This window comes from Salinivibrio sp. SS2, from assembly GCF_001722075.1.
In the GTDB taxonomy this organism is placed as follows: Bacteria; Pseudomonadota; Gammaproteobacteria; order Enterobacterales; family Vibrionaceae; genus Salinivibrio; species Salinivibrio proteolyticus.
Genome location: NZ_MEBP01000080.1, coordinates 24,688 through 38,706, shown reverse-complemented (window position 1 = coordinate 38,706; position 14,019 = coordinate 24,688). Strand labels below are relative to the sequence as shown.

14 protein-coding genes are annotated in these 14,019 nt (G+C 48.3%); 8 read left to right on the top strand and 6 right to left on the bottom strand.

Annotated features, from left to right (window positions below):
- Positions 1-351 precede the first annotated feature (351 nt).
- Positions 352-549 carry a DUF2517 family protein gene (locus BGK46_RS09145; protein WP_069588700.1) on the bottom strand — a complete coding sequence of 66 codons (198 nt, stop codon included), beginning with the start codon at positions 547-549 and terminating at the stop codon, positions 352-354.
- A gap of 127 nt (positions 550-676) precedes the next feature.
- On the opposite strand from BGK46_RS09145, the gene BGK46_RS09140 reads away from it, so the two are divergent.
- Positions 677-1,474, top strand: coding sequence for a DUF1853 family protein (locus BGK46_RS09140; protein ID WP_077640804.1), 798 nt, complete (start codon positions 677-679; stop codon positions 1,472-1,474).
- A 76-nt stretch (positions 1,475-1,550) separates the two neighbouring features.
- Here the strand turns inward: BGK46_RS09140 and pgm are convergent, their stop codons facing one another.
- Positions 1,551-3,197 carry a phosphoglucomutase (alpha-D-glucose-1,6-bisphosphate-dependent) gene (gene pgm / locus BGK46_RS09135; protein ID WP_069588699.1) on the bottom strand — a complete coding sequence of 549 codons (1,647 nt, stop codon included), beginning with the start codon at positions 3,195-3,197 and terminating at the stop codon, positions 1,551-1,553.
- A gap of 28 nt (positions 3,198-3,225) precedes the next feature.
- Positions 3,226-3,768, bottom strand: a complete 543-nt coding sequence (gene seqA / locus BGK46_RS09130; protein ID WP_069588698.1) for a replication initiation negative regulator SeqA — start codon at positions 3,766-3,768, stop codon at positions 3,226-3,228.
- Between the two features lie 99 nt (positions 3,769-3,867).
- Here seqA and BGK46_RS09125 point away from each other — a divergent pair, with 99 nt between their 5' ends.
- The 3 genes from BGK46_RS09125 to fldA all read left to right on the top strand — a co-directional run bounded on the left by BGK46_RS09125 (position 3,868) and on the right by fldA (position 5,576).
- The gene (locus BGK46_RS09125; RefSeq protein WP_069588696.1) at positions 3,868-4,641 is read left to right on the top strand and encodes an alpha/beta fold hydrolase; all 774 of its coding nucleotides are present in this window, start codon (positions 3,868-3,870) and stop codon (positions 4,639-4,641) included.
- Positions 4,642-4,701: 60 nt separating this feature from the next.
- Positions 4,702-4,923 carry a DUF2788 domain-containing protein gene (locus tag BGK46_RS09120; protein WP_069588694.1) on the top strand — a complete coding sequence of 74 codons (222 nt, stop codon included), beginning with the start codon at positions 4,702-4,704 and terminating at the stop codon, positions 4,921-4,923.
- A gap of 125 nt (positions 4,924-5,048) precedes the next feature.
- The gene (gene fldA, locus BGK46_RS09115; protein WP_069588693.1) at positions 5,049-5,576 is read left to right on the top strand and encodes a flavodoxin FldA; all 528 of its coding nucleotides are present in this window, start codon (positions 5,049-5,051) and stop codon (positions 5,574-5,576) included.
- Positions 5,577-5,622: 46 nt separating this feature from the next.
- On the opposite strand, the gene BGK46_RS09110 is transcribed toward fldA, so the two are convergent.
- On the bottom strand, positions 5,623-6,108 hold the full coding sequence (locus BGK46_RS09110; RefSeq protein ID WP_069588692.1) for a DUF4442 domain-containing protein: 486 nt from the start codon (positions 6,106-6,108) through the stop codon (positions 5,623-5,625).
- Between the two features lie 196 nt (positions 6,109-6,304).
- Here BGK46_RS09110 and fcrX point away from each other — a divergent pair, with 196 nt between their 5' ends.
- Positions 6,305-6,751, top strand: a complete 447-nt coding sequence (fcrX, locus tag BGK46_RS09105; protein WP_069588691.1) for a ferric iron uptake transcriptional regulator FcrX — start codon at positions 6,305-6,307, stop codon at positions 6,749-6,751.
- Positions 6,752-6,881: 130 nt separating this feature from the next.
- Here fcrX and glnS read toward each other — a convergent pair whose 3' ends face one another.
- Positions 6,882-8,549, bottom strand: coding sequence for a glutamine--tRNA ligase (gene glnS, locus BGK46_RS09100; RefSeq protein ID WP_069588690.1), 1,668 nt, complete (start codon positions 8,547-8,549; stop codon positions 6,882-6,884).
- Between the two features lie 212 nt (positions 8,550-8,761).
- A complete protein-coding gene (gene nagE, locus BGK46_RS09095) occupies positions 8,762-10,273 on the bottom strand; it encodes an N-acetylglucosamine-specific PTS transporter subunit IIBC (RefSeq protein WP_069588689.1) in 1,512 nt (503 codons plus the stop codon).
- 301 nt (positions 10,274-10,574) lie between these two features.
- Between nagE and nagB the strand changes: the two genes are divergently transcribed.
- From nagB to nagC, 3 genes are read left to right on the top strand one after another with little or no spacing between them, the layout of a single operon-like run.
- Positions 10,575-11,375 carry a glucosamine-6-phosphate deaminase gene (gene nagB / locus BGK46_RS09090; protein ID WP_069588688.1) on the top strand — a complete coding sequence of 267 codons (801 nt, stop codon included), beginning with the start codon at positions 10,575-10,577 and terminating at the stop codon, positions 11,373-11,375.
- 11 nt (positions 11,376-11,386) lie between these two features.
- Positions 11,387-12,523 (top strand): N-acetylglucosamine-6-phosphate deacetylase, encoded by a 1,137-nt coding sequence (nagA, locus tag BGK46_RS09085; RefSeq protein ID WP_069588687.1) that lies wholly within the window; start codon positions 11,387-11,389, stop codon positions 12,521-12,523.
- 7 nt (positions 12,524-12,530) lie between these two features.
- Complete coding sequence (gene nagC / locus BGK46_RS09080) at positions 12,531-13,745, top strand: DNA-binding transcriptional regulator NagC (RefSeq protein ID WP_069588686.1); 1,215 nt, start codon at positions 12,531-12,533, stop codon at positions 13,743-13,745.
- Positions 13,746-14,019 lie beyond the last annotated feature (274 nt).

The following is a 14,019-nucleotide window of genomic DNA, read 5'->3' as shown; positions in this document are numbered from 1 at the left end:
GTGTTTCTCTGGATGGGGTGCCAGGCTTCCCCAGTTACTGCACTGGCTCCCTGTCAGAGACGCCACCCTCAAGCACTTGATAGGTCTGACTGAGTATTGGACTTCACGCTATTTTGCACGCTTACCCACCTATCAAGCCGAAACAGGTTCACTTGCGTTGTGTGCCTCTAACTTCCTATCGCTTCCTTCAGACCCTGCCGTTGGCCAGCAACGCCCTTGCGAGTCGGATTATCTTCCCCTCAGTCGGGGCGATTCAGGTTTCTTTCAACCTGACGGGTTTGCCAGCTTCGCTGGGCAAACAAAAAAGCGGCTAACGTTTCCGTTAGCCGCTCAACCAGTAAGGCGTGATGTTTATAAAAAACCGCCCGCTTTCTCAGACTCAGCCAGCCAGACCGGCTTAGTACTATCTTTTAACCAGACTTGATGAAGATGACTATAAATACGCGATGCCAAAGGTGGCACCACTAATGTAGGCGCACATACAATACCTGCAACCACAACAGCGCTGCGACGCAAAACGACTTGGGTTTTATCGAACGGTTTATACATGACTAACCTCACTCATCTGACCAGTTGTGAGGAAAGTATACCATCCGTTTAGTATGTTTACTACATATTAGCGCAAAAATCGTTCAGCTACGACGATACAATCGATTAACAAGGTAATAAAATTACAATGACGACATCACTACTGTTTGCCCGTCGGCAGCAAATCGCAAAGGATATGGCTTGGATTCGCTCCCAACCGCCTTTGTTATCCTCAGCGGATTTCCCCATGGTCAATACCTCGACGTGGCAAGTCGCTGATAACACCTTGGCAGAGATGTCTTATCGCGGACCACACCGCATTGGCTTTTACTACCAATGGCTATTAGCAAACCTGATTGCACAGCAACCTCACCTTAATGTGGTTGCTGAAGAGATACAGATTAATGATGCAGGTAAAACGGTTGGCGCCGTGGATTTCTTGATTGAAAATGGTGAGCAACTCGAACACTGGGAAGTCGCAGTAAAGTTTTATCTTGCCCATCAAGGTCGCTGGCTGGGTCCAAATGCTAAAGATGCATTAGACATTAAAGCTGCGCGTATGATGAACCATCAGCTTGCTATGTCCGATCATCCCCGCTTTTTAGCCGACCACCCACAATGGCGACCGCAAAAGAAGCGACTGTGTATCCACGGCCGTTTGTACCAGCCGTTTCACCAAAACGCACCACTCCCAGATGCACCCAGCGTCAATCTCGATTGTATTACCGGTTGGTGGTGCTGGCCTGATGCCTTACCCCAAGACCGTCGTTATGCGTCTTTATCACGCGATCAGTGGTTGAGCATCCCTGATTTTCATACTTTACCCCGCTTTGATACAGCGGCGTTGGCTTCGCTGACACGCACTTGTCATTTGGTTGATGAGTATCTCACGCCCTGGTTTGTCGTCACCCCGGACTGGCCTCAAACTCAACCGCCTAAAGTATAGTGGCCGCCAGACGCACATAAAAAAGCCGCACCTTAACGGTACGGCCTTTACAACGCGCGAGGGGATATTTGGCGTGTTATACCCCTTGCTCAGCAAAAACGTTATCCACGATCTGTTGCGCTTCTTTTTCGATCATGCGCAGGTGCGCCTCACCTTTAAAGCTCTCACAATAGATCTTGTAGATCTCTTCCGTACCAGAGGGCCGAGCAGCGAACCATCCAGAGTCAGTGACGACTTTTAAGCCACCAATCGCTTCACCATTGCCTGGCGCGTGAGTCAGCTTTGCAGTAATGATATCGCCCGCTAACGTCTCCGCGGTCACCATTTCAGGGTTCAACTGACTGAGCACTTGCTTTTGTTGCTTGTTCGCCACCGCTTGTAAACGGTTATAGGCGGGATCGCCATGCTTATTCACTAGTGTTTGATAGTAAGCATGAGGTGTCATGCCGGTCACCGCGAGGATCTCAGCTGCCAGTAAACACAGAATAATGCCGTCTTTGTCGGTCGACCAAGGCTGTCCATCCAAGGTTAAGAAAGAGGCACCCGCACTTTCTTCGCCACCAAAGCCAAGCTGGCAGTGATGCAAGCCATCAACAAACCATTTAAATCCAACCGGGACTTCCACCAGCTTTCGATCAAGATCCGCAACTACTTTGTCAATAATGGCACTCGACACGAGTGTTTTACCCACACCTAAGCGACTCGGCCATTGCTGACGATGGCGGAAAAGATAATCAATACAAACCGCCAAGTAATGGTTAGGGTTCATCAAGCCATCTGGTGACACAATACCGTGGCGGTCAAAATCAGGGTCATTCCCAAACGCAAGATCATAGTGGTCTTTGTGTGCTAACAATCCCGCCATCGCATAGGGTGAGGAACAATCCATGCGGATCACACCGTCGCTGTCGAGAGGCATGAAGCCAAAAGTCGGATCGACTTTCTCATTCACGAGGGTAATATCGAGCTGATAATGCTCAGCAATTTTTTGCCAATAGCGAATCCCAGCTCCGCCCAGAGGATCAACAGCCAGTTTTAATCCTGCCGCTTGAATGGCTTTAATATCCACGACACGCTCGAGCCCAGCGACATAAGGCGTCACTAAGTCTTGCTCTTGGTAGTAAGCGCTTGCTCGTGCTTCGTCGATAGCCAACCGTTTCACGCCTTCTAAGCCGGCATCAATATAATCATTGGCTCGTGCTTCAATCGATTTTGTGATGGCCCCTTCTGCTGGGCCGCCATGCGGAGGGTTGTACTTAATTCCCCCATCTTGCGGTGGATTATGTGAGGGGGTGATCACAATCCCGTCCGCTTGCTCAGCATGATCACGGTTATAAGCCAGAATTTGTTGGGAAATGCCCGGCGTTGGCGTATAGCCCTGATCTGCTTGCGCAATAACCTCTACCTGATTGGCCGTCAATACTTCAACCACGGCACCGAAAGCGGGCTCGGACAGCGCATGCGTATCTTTACCCACAAAGACAGGTCCCGTGATACCAAGCGCACGGCGCTCATCACAGATGGCCTGAGCAATCGCGTGAATGTGATCACGGTTGAATGTTGTATTTAGTGCACTGCCACGGTGGCCTGATGTTCCAAACGCAACGCGCTGCGCCGGATTGCCGGGGGTTGGCTGGGCCTGAAAAAAGCGCGTGACTAGCGCTGGAATATTGCATAAATCAGCGGCGTCTGCGCGCTGCCCTGCTTGGGGATGCACTGCCATAAATCTCGTCTCCCATGAGTGGCATAGATTAAATCGCGTTGACAACCTTTTCGATCAAATCGCTGGGGAACTGCATTTTTTCCATCAGCTGCTCCACCATTTGGCGCTTACGGCCGGTGTTGGTGTTGGTGATCACCCAAAAAGGTGTCTCTGGAATTTGCTTCGGCTTGGTGGTTTTGCCGCTTTCTAACAACGTTTGCTGATTATCAGCAAAATACAGACGGGTACGTCCTTTTAGTGCCATCCCATCGGCAAAACCTTGCTGGTCCACACGATATAGGGTGGTCAAAATGAGCATAAAGCGGCCAATTGCACGCTCTTGCGCTGCAAACTCATCCGAGATCAATAGCGATCGCATCGCTTTAACGCGATCAACAGACGCACTGCGTCCTGCATCTTTACTCACTACGATGCCGCTGGAACGAGAGGGTGTCGGTGCAGGCTGTGTTGACTGCTGCGCCGAATCCGACAGCAATAAGCGGCGCAAAATATCTGATGCGCTCTCACCAATATGCTGCGTTTGGCTGGCAATGTACCGGTATAGCTCCTCGTCAACCTCAATCGTCTTCATTGTTTTTCATCGAGTCCTGTTTGTCGTTTAACGGGGCGATTATACAGAGATAGATAGGTATACTCTACGCCAAAGCCAGTAATCTGAGAGAAAAGCAACGTGTTATTAAACGAAAAGTCTCGCGGTGAAGGCTCACCGCTCGTATTGATCCACGGTTTATTTGGCAATCTCGACAATCTAGGCGGATTAGCAAAAACCTTGGCTGATCACTTTTGTGTTTATCAAATTGATCTACCTAATCACGGCCAGTCCTATCATACTAAGCAGGTCGATTATCAGGCACAGTCGGATGCGGTTGTCGCATGGATGGATCACCATCAACTCGACAAGGTGACGCTGGTCGGTCACTCAATGGGCGGGAAAGTTGCTATGGCTATCGCACAGCGCTTTCCTGAACGCGTGACACAGTTGGTGGTCATGGATATTGCCCCCGTCGACTATCAAGTTAACCGGCATGACGCGGTGTTTACGGCGCTAAAACGCACCCAAGACACTCCCCTGACTAGTCGCCAACAAGCACAATCGATTATGGATGAGACGATTGAAAACCCAGGCGTGACACAATTTTTATTGAAATCACTCTATAAAACCGATCAAGGTCACTACGCCTGGCGCTTCAATATTGATAATCTTTATCACGGTTATCGCGATATTATGGGCTGGCAGGCATTCGGACAGTATTCAGGCCCGACTCTGTTTGTAAAAGGGCAACAATCTGAATACATTTTGCCCGAGCATCGTGATGCGATTATAGAACAGTTCCCGCATTCGAAAGCGCACATGGTGGCAGGAACAGGCCATTGGCTACATGCTGAAAAACCTGCCGTGGTTGCCAACGTTATTGAGCGCTTTTTAATGCCAGGGGAGCGTTAACAGGTCTGTGACCCTTGTGGTATATTGCGCCGCATATGTCGGTGCTCAATGGAGGCACGCATGCTTTACGAGCACTTTCAATTGCTCGAAAAAATTGGCCTAGACCTCGTTTTTGCTGCCATTTTCTTTTTTATCGGAATGGCAATCAAAGACGTACTTAAAGAAGGCAATGTGCCAGTTTTTGGTCGACGTATTGTCTGGTTTGTTCTCACACTAGGCTGTGTTGGTTTTATTACAAAAGGGGTTATTCAACTGGTATGGGAAGGTGTTGGCATCGGCTGACTTTCCTAAACGGAGAATGATCCCACGTACGCTCTAGCGTATAGGAGTGTGAAAAAGCACCGCTTTTTCTTTAATTCGAGTTAGTTGCAAACAGCAACCCACTGAAAAAAACGGGTATTTTTTATATGGCGAGTGTAGGTCTCTTCTTTGGTAGTGACACAGGTAACACTGAAGCAATTGCAAAGAGCATTCAAAAGCAACTGGGCAAACAGATGGTCCATGTGCAGGATATTGCGAAAAGCAGTAAAGAAGATATCGATAACTTCGATCTTCTCCTGCTGGGTATCCCAACTTGGTACTATGGCGAAGCCCAGTGTGATTGGGATGACTTTTTCCCAGAACTTGAGCAAATTGACTTCTCAACCAAATTGGTCGCCATCTTCGGCTGTGGTGATCAGGAAGATTATGCAGAATATTTCTGTGACGCAATGGGCACGGTACGTGACATTGTTGAAGCAAAAGGCGCGACCATCATTGGCCATTGGCCAACCGAAGGCTATGAGTTTGAAGCCTCTAAAGCCTTGGTGGACGACAATCACTTTGTCGGCTTGTGCGTGGATGAAGACCGCCAACCTGAACTGACCGATGAGCGTGTCAGCACATGGGTGAAACAGGTCTACGAAGAAATGTGTTTGGCGGAATTAGAAGACTAACTCGTCAATGAACCACAAAAACGCCAAGACTCTCTTGGCGTTTTTTCTATGCGGCATCTTGGGTTAGGTCACGGTATTGACGTTTTTTCCTCACATATAAGGTGCGCTTCACTTCAGCTACCACCTCCCCCTTCGCGTCTTTGACATGCACAACAAACTCGGGTAACACTTTATCCCCTCTTCCAGCCTGTTGCTGAATGTCTTGCAATACTGCATCGCTAATCACAAAGTCAGCAAATAAGTCGGTAGTGCCCGGTTTGATGAAATTAATATCCGCTTGTTTATCCCACACATGGTACTGTGGACCGAGTATGCCCATTAACATCAAGGCATAAACAGGATCGGTCAGTGAAAAGATACTGCCACCATATTGTGTTCGATTCGCGTTTTTGTTCCACCAGCGCAGTTTTAACCGCATATTGACGCACTTAAAGTCGTCACTAATAGACTCAATATGGATCCCCGCTCCCCAGAAGGGAGGCCAACTATTTAATGCCCACTTCACAATTCTTGGTTTATAGAACCGATACATAACTGATTGACGTCCTTATCTGGTCTTACCAGACAATATTTACATCTCGAAAACATTGTTGCAACCAAGAATGATCAAAATTCGTTCGTCTAAGCGTTCCTTGCTGTGGCGAGCGCCGAGCAATTTTGATAGTCTTAATAAATATTTTCCTTGCTAATCAAACTGTCTCTCGCAGGCAGAAAACAGGTAGATACACATGTCAGACAATAACCAGGCGTTGAAGCAAGCTGGGCTAAAAGTCACGCTGCCACGGCTCAAGATCCTAGAAGTGCTGCAACAGCCCGATTGCCAGCATATCAGTGCCGAAGACCTGTATAAGAAGTTGATTGATCTAGGCGAAGAAATTGGCCTAGCGACGGTATACCGCGTCCTCAACCAGTTTGATGATGCTGGCATTGTCACCCGTCACCACTTTGAAGGTGGAAAATCGGTGTTTGAGTTAGCGACTCAGCACCACCATGATCACCTCGTCTGTCTTGACTGCGGTAAAGTCATTGAGTTTTCGGATGATTTGATTGAAGAGCGTCAAAAGGAAATTGCCGGTCGTTTTAATGTTCGTCTTACCAACCATAGCTTGTATCTCTATGGTCACTGCCAAGAGGGCGACTGTAAAGCCGATCCTTCGATTCACAATGATGACTGAATGATCAAAGTTTGAGTGACTTGATGTTGTCATAAAGAAGCTCTCTTTATATCAACGAATTTCAGGACGGGACAAACCCATAAAAAAGCCGGCAATGCATGCCGGCTTTTTCGTTGCGTAAAGACAAAGGTTACTTACCTTCAATCTTCGCCCATGTGTCACGTAAGCCTACGGTACGGTTAAAGACTAATGCATCCGCACGACTGTCTTTGTTATCCGCACAGAAGTAGCCCGTGCGCTCAAATTGATAGCCAGCTTCAGGCTGCGCGTCTTTCAAGCTAGGCTCAACGTACCCGTGCATCACTTGCAAAGAGTCTGGGTTAATCGTCTCTACGAAGTTTTCTGCACTTGCAGGATTTGGCACAGTAAAGAGGCGATCGTACAAGCGGAACTCAGCCGGAACAGCATCTGTGGCCGATACCCAATGGATTACCCCTTTTACTTTACGTCCATCCGCAGGGTCTTTTCCTAGCGTCTCTGGATCGTAGCTACAATAGACCGTAGTGATGTTTCCGTGCTCATCTTTCTCGCAACGCTCGGCTTTGACTACATAAGCATTACGTAGGCGTACTTCTTTATCCAACACCAAACGCTTATATTTTTTGTTAGCCGATTCACGGAAGTCTTCGCGCTCAATCCAGATCTCGCGAGAGAAAGGCACCTGACGCTGTCCCATCTCTGGTTTGTTTGGATGGTTAGGGGCACTTAGCCATTCAACGTCATCCGTTTTGTTTTCAATCACTAGCTTGATAGGGTCTAGAACGGCCATCGCACGCGGTGCGCGTTCATTCAGATCATCGCGAATACACGACTCCAGTGCACTCATTTCGATGATGTTATCTTGCTTGGTGACACCAATTCGTTTGCAGAACTCACGAATAGACGCTGGCGTATAACCACGACGACGTAGACCAGAAATCGTCAACATACGTGGGTCATCCCAGCCATTGACGAGCTGCTCTGACACCAGTTGGTTGAGCTTACGCTTGGACATCACCGTGTATTCCAAGTTTAGGCGACTAAACTCGTACTGATGCGGGGTGCAATCGATGGTGATATTTTGCAACACCCAGTCGTATAAGCGGCGGTTGTCTTGGAACTCCAGCGTACATAACGAGTGAGTGATCCCTTCCAATGCATCCGAGATACAGTGGGTAAAATCATACATCGGATAAATACACCACTTATCACCCGTCTGGTGGTGATGAGCAAAACGTACGCGATAGATAACCGGATCGCGCATCACCATGAAAGGTGACGCCATATCGATTTTGGCGCGAAGACACGCAGTGCCCTCGGCAAATTCGCCCGCGCGCATTTTTTCAAATAATGCGAGGTTTTCTTCCACCGCACGATCACGATAAGGGCTCGGCTTGCCCGGCTCTGTCAACGTACCACGGTACTCGCGGATTTGATCTGGGCTCAATTCATCGACATACGCCAACCCTTTTTCAATCAGTTCAACCGCAAAGCCGTACAACTTATCAAAATAGTCTGATGAATAGCGCTCTTTACCTGCCCACTCAAAGCCAAGCCATTGCACGTCGCGTTTGATCGAGTCAACGTACTCAACGTTTTCTTTTTCTGGGTTGGTATCATCAAAGCGCAAATTGCACTCACCTTGATAATCCTGTGCAATACCGAAGTTCAGGCAAATAGACTTAGCGTGACCGATATGCAGATAGCCATTAGGCTCCGGCGGGAAACGGGTCACGACTGATGTGTGTTTTCCCTCCGCCAAATCTTTATCAATGATTTGACGAATAAAATTGGTTGGACGAGCTTCAGCATCACTCATCAAGGTTACCTCGTATCAAAACAGTGCGAATTTTACAGCTACATGGATACTATGATCTCTTATTCCGGCACTTTACTCAACCAGTTGTTGTTAAACTCACCCTCGCATGCCCCTAAATGCGCTTTTTTTGCTCATTCCACCTGCCGTGCATAAAAAAACGCCCAGCGTTAGCCGGGCGTTTTCGGGTTAAGAGTGTCTTTGTGTGTGGTCGCTTATGGCAATTTCACTGCAGACAAATCTTCATTATCCGGGATTTGCTTCATCTCACCGGCAATGATTTCGGCCAATGGGCCAAGAATGACTTGCAAGTTGTTATCCCCTAACTTCACGACACCCATCGCGCCAATGGCTTTGAGTTTCGCTTCATCGACGATTTCACGGTTTGCTACCGATAGGCGCAAGCGTGTGATACAAGCGTCGATAGATGTCAGGTTTTGGTGTCCGCCTAACGCTTTGAGGTACTTACGTGCTAGCTCACGGTTATCGCTGGTTTCATTTGTATTCGCGTTTCCGGCAGATGCGCCTTCAATGCTGTCATCTTCACGACCCGGGGTTTTCAGGTTCATGGCCATGATAGCCGCACGGAATGTCGCGTAATAAAGCACGAAGAATACCAAGCCCATCACAGGTAGCATGTACCACTCGTTAGCAACGGGGTTTTTTGACGACAACACCAAGTCGACAAGACCTGCAGAGAAGCCAAAACCGGCAGTCCAGTTAAAGGTGGCCGCGATGAACAAAGAGATGCCTGTCAAGAACGCATGCAACACAAACAACACAGGTGCCACGAACAGGAAGGCAAACTCGAGTGGTTCAGTGACACCGGTAAAGAATGAAGCAAAACCGGCTGCAATCATGATAGATGCCACACGTGCTTTGTTCTCTGGACGCGCAGTGTGGTAAATCGCTAGTGCCGCCCCAGGTAGACCAAACATCATCACAGGGAAGAAGCCGGCCATGTACATGCCTGTGGTTCCCTTAATTGCTTCTCCAGAAGCAAGACCTTGTGCGCCCATCCAGAAGCGGCCCAAGTCATTGATACCCACAGTGTCGAACCAGAATACCGCGTTAAGCGCATGGTGAAGACCAACTGGAATCAATAGGCGGTTGAAGAATCCGTAGATACCTGCACCCGCGGCGCCTAAGTTAGTGATACTTTCACCGAAGTGAACCAGACCACCAAATACGACCGGCCATACAAACATCAACACGAACGAAATCGCAATAGCGACGACAGAGACAAGAATGGGAACCAAACGTTTGCCGCTGAAGAACGCCAGTGCTTTTGGCAACTCAACGCCGCTATAACGGTTGTAAAGCTCCGCCGATACCACACCAATTAAAATACCAATAAATTGGTTGTTGATTTTGCTAAACGCCAGCTCATTGTTGTCTAGTGCAACATCCACGAGACCAATTTGGCTTACAGCACCAGGCGCACAAAGCGTGGTGATCACCATAAAGCCGACGAAACCTGCCAAGGCAGCCGCACCATCTTTATCTTTTGACATGCCGTAAGCCACACCAATGGCAAAAAGTACGGACATATTGTCAATGATCGCTGCCCCTGATTTAATCAAGAAAGCAGCCAATGCGCTGTTACCACCCCAACCTGTTGGGTCAAGCCAGTAGCCGACCCCCATCAAGATCGCTGCGGCTGGTAGTACCGCTACCGGCACCATCAACGCACGACCTATACGTTGCGCGTATCCAAGAATATTCACCTTCGTTCCCCCTATGTGTTCTCAGAGCCATGCCGCAGTATTTGTTGTTTTCTGCGTCTGGCGTATCGCGTGAGATAATGACCAAAGCACTTTTTTTGTCAAACAATGTTAGTCAATTGCAGTTTATGCCAATAAATTCGCCTCGCAAATTAAAACCCCCTTATTTGTGAGATTTATCACCGATCCACACCAAACACAGAGAAATATGTTAGCCAGATCATAAAACTTATTTTATGATAAAAATAAATGAGCATATTCGTTATGCTGTACCCGTAAGCCCACTGATTTATCGAGGTGTCCTGTGCGACTCATTCCATTACAAACCAGCCATGAGGTCGGCCTATGGTCGGCTAGATATATCGTTGATACTATTAATAAATTCGCTCCAAGCGCCGAACGCCCATTTGTGCTCGGATTGCCAACAGGCGGTACGCCACTGAATACTTATAAGCAACTGATCACCCTGTTCAATCAGGGCGAAGTGAGCTTTGAGCATGTGGTAACGTTCAACATGGACGAGTACTGCAATATCCCAGCCGATCATGACCAATCATATCGCACCTTCATGTATGAAAACTTCTTTAAGCATATTGATATTAAAGAAGAAAACATCAACTTACTGAACGGAAATGCGAGCGATGTTGATGCGGAATGCAAACGTTATGAAGACAAGATCAAATCCTACGGCAAGATCCACCTCTTTATGGGCGGTGTAGGTAACGACGGTCACATTGCGTTTAACGAGCCTGCCTCTTCGCTGGCTTCTCGGACACGGATCAAAACCTTGACCGAAGATACCCGTATGGCAAACTCTCGCTTCTTTGATAAAGATATCAATCAAGTACCTAAGCACGCGCTTACCATTGGCGTCGGGACGCTACTCGATGCTGAAGAGATCATGATTTTGGTCACTGGCCACAATAAGGCTCAGGCGCTTCAAGCAGCAGTGGAGGGGTCAGTCAATCACTTATGGACTGTTTCCGCGCTGCAGCTGCACCCTAAAGCCATGATTGTGTGCGATGCGCCTTCAACTGCCGAACTAAAAGTAAAAACAGTGAAGTATTTTCAGGAGCTTGAAGCCCAGAACATTCATAATTTATAAGGAATAACAGCATGTATGCGTTAACCCACTGCCGGATTTTTACTGGTCATGAAGTGCTTGATGACCACGCTATTGTCATCCGTGACGGCGTGATTGAGGACGTTTGCCCGCAACATGCGCTGCCGACAGAGATAGAAAAACGCTCACTCGACGGAGCTTACGTTAGCCCGGGCTTCATTGATCTGCAGCTTAATGGTTGCGGTGGTGTCATGTTTAACGATGCGATCACAACAGACACTATCGAAACCATGCACCAAGCAAACTTGAAGTCTGGGTGTACCAACTTCTTACCAACTCTGATCACGAGTTCAGATGATGACATGCGTGCGGCGATCAACGCGATGCGCGAGTACAAAGCCCACCATCCGCATCAAGCCTTAGGCTTACACTTAGAAGGGCCTTACTTAAACAGCGCAAAAAAAGGGATCCACAGTCTCGACTATATTCGCCCCAGCAACGACAAGATGATTGCGTATTTGTGCGACAACGCCGACGTGATTACCAAATTGACGCTGGCGCCCGAACTCGCACCCAAAGCGCACATTCAGGCCCTCACCAAAGCAGGCATTGTCGTTTCCGCCGGTCACACTAACGCAACCTATGAGCAAGCACGCGAAGGCTTTGCTAATGGGATTGGGTTTGCGACCCACCTGTTCAATGCAATGACGGCCACAACCGGTCGCGAGCCCGGCATGGTTGGCGCGATTTATGATACGCCCGAGGTTTACACCGGCGTTATTGCTGACGGCTTCCATGTGTCTTACGCCAACATTCGTCTTGCACATAAAGTAAAAGGTGAGAAATTAGTGCTAGTTACTGATGCTGTGGCACCAGCAGGAGCCGACATGGATCACTTTATTTTTGTAGGCAAGAAAGTATATTACCGTGACGGCAAGTGTGTTGATGAGAATGGTACACTTGGCGGCTCTGCACTGACGATGAACGAAGCGGTTCGTAATAGTGTTGAGCATATAGGTATCGCCTTGGATGAGGCTCTGCGCATGGCAACGCTGTATCCTGCGCGCGCTATTGGTGTCGATCAGCTTTATGGCAGTATTCGCCCGGGGAAAATTGCGAATCTTGCTATTTTTGATCGTACACTCAACATCCAAGCGACGGTGGTTAACGGACAATATACACATAGCTAGGACATTTATGACTGGCGGACAAATCGGGAATGTCGACCTGGTAAAGCAGCTCAACGGAGCTGCCGTTTATCGGTTGATCGATCAACAAGGGCCCATCTCTCGCATACAAATTGCAGATGTGAGCCGTCTAGCACCCGCAAGTGTGACAAAAATAACCCGCCAATTGCTCGAACGTGGCTTGATCAAGGAAGTGGCTCAGCAAGCGTCAACCGGCGGTCGCCGAGCTATTTCTTTGACCACAGAATGCGCCCCATTTCATACCCTTGCGGTAAGACTGGGGCGTCATTTTATCGAGCTTTCACTCTATGACTTGAGTGGGACATCGCTTGCTGAACACGGGGAAGCTTTTCACTATCACGATCAGAACGAGTTAGTGAACGGCCTGATTCAGATTCTGAGTCAGTTTATTGACACCCACCAACAATCCATCAAAGAGCTGATTGCCATATCGGTCGTGATGCCCGGCCTGATTGATCCTGAATCTGGGGTCGTCGAATATATGCCTAACATCACGATTCAACAGCTGGCCCTTGCCGACACACTCCGTGAGGAGTTTGGTGTGCAGGCGTTTATTGGTAACGATATTCGCGGACAAGCATTGGCAGAGCACTACTTTGGCGCCAGTCAAGCCTATTACGATTCGATGCTAGTCAGTGTACACCATGGCACTGGCGCTGGGATTATCGTAAACGGGCAAATTTTCTTGGGCCATAACCGCAACGTAGGCGAATTGGGCCATGTGCAAATTGATCCTTTGGGCAAGAAGTGCCAATGCGGCAATTTTGGTTGTTTAGAGACAGTGGCCTCTAACGAAGCCATTATCGAGCATGCACAACAGCTACTGGCCCAAGGACACCCGAGCACACTTAAACACGATGACAGTTTAACGATCGAAGCCATTTGTGAGGCAGCCGAGCAAGGTGATGAACTGGCAAGACAGGTATTGGTAAAAGTTGGCAATCATCTTGGCAAAGCCATTGCTATGACCGTTAACCTGTTCAATCCTCAACTTGTGGTCATTGCAGGTAAAATTACCGCAGCACAAAGTGTCGTTTTCCCTGCCATTCAGCGCTGTGTTGAAAACCAGTCACTGCCGAGCTTTCATCAAAAGCTAGAGATTGTAAGCGCGAAGCTAGCAGAAAAGCCTACCATGGCCGCTTTCTCGTTAGTTAAACGGGCCATGCTCAACGGCGAACTGTTACAAAAACTGCTCGAAGAGTGATCGTTTAGCGGGTTTGACGTCTTGCTACGCAAACCCGTTTTCTCCACAAATAAAATCTCACACTTTCCCTATCTAGCGTGTACATTATATACCCAAGCTACGGTGCGCGATAAGTTGGCAATGCGCCACGATCCTATCTCTTTTTTCAAAGTCGCATAGGCATCAACGCGTCTTGCTCCTTATCGCTAAACCTCAGAGGAGCCAAGCTCAAACAAGCTATTACTAAGGAGACCCATCAATGTCTCAAATTCATATCTTTAGTTGATTCAAAACT

Bases quoted from the DNA above. Each gene is read 5' to 3' on its own strand.
- BGK46_RS09145 (WP_069588700.1), bottom strand. From the start codon at position 549: ATGTATAAACCGTTCGATAAAACCCAAGTCGTTTTGCGTCGCAGCGCT.
- nagC (WP_069588686.1), top strand. From the start codon at position 12,531: ATGACTGGCGGACAAATCGGGAATGTCGACCTGGTAAAGCAGCTCAAC.
- fldA (WP_069588693.1), top strand. From the start codon at position 5,049: ATGGCGAGTGTAGGTCTCTTCTTTGGTAGTGACACAGGTAACACTGAA.
- seqA (WP_069588698.1), bottom strand. From the start codon at position 3,768: ATGAAGACGATTGAGGTTGACGAGGAGCTATACCGGTACATTGCCAGC.
- BGK46_RS09110 (WP_069588692.1), bottom strand. From the start codon at position 6,108: ATGTATCGGTTCTATAAACCAAGAATTGTGAAGTGGGCATTAAATAGT.
- BGK46_RS09140 (WP_077640804.1), top strand. From the start codon at position 677: ATGACGACATCACTACTGTTTGCCCGTCGGCAGCAAATCGCAAAGGAT.
- BGK46_RS09120 (WP_069588694.1), top strand. From the start codon at position 4,702: ATGCTTTACGAGCACTTTCAATTGCTCGAAAAAATTGGCCTAGACCTC.
- fcrX (WP_069588691.1), top strand. From the start codon at position 6,305: ATGTCAGACAATAACCAGGCGTTGAAGCAAGCTGGGCTAAAAGTCACG.
- glnS (WP_069588690.1), bottom strand. From the start codon at position 8,549: ATGAGTGATGCTGAAGCTCGTCCAACCAATTTTATTCGTCAAATCATT.
- nagA (WP_069588687.1), top strand. From the start codon at position 11,387: ATGTATGCGTTAACCCACTGCCGGATTTTTACTGGTCATGAAGTGCTT.
- pgm (WP_069588699.1), bottom strand. From the start codon at position 3,197: ATGGCAGTGCATCCCCAAGCAGGGCAGCGCGCAGACGCCGCTGATTTA.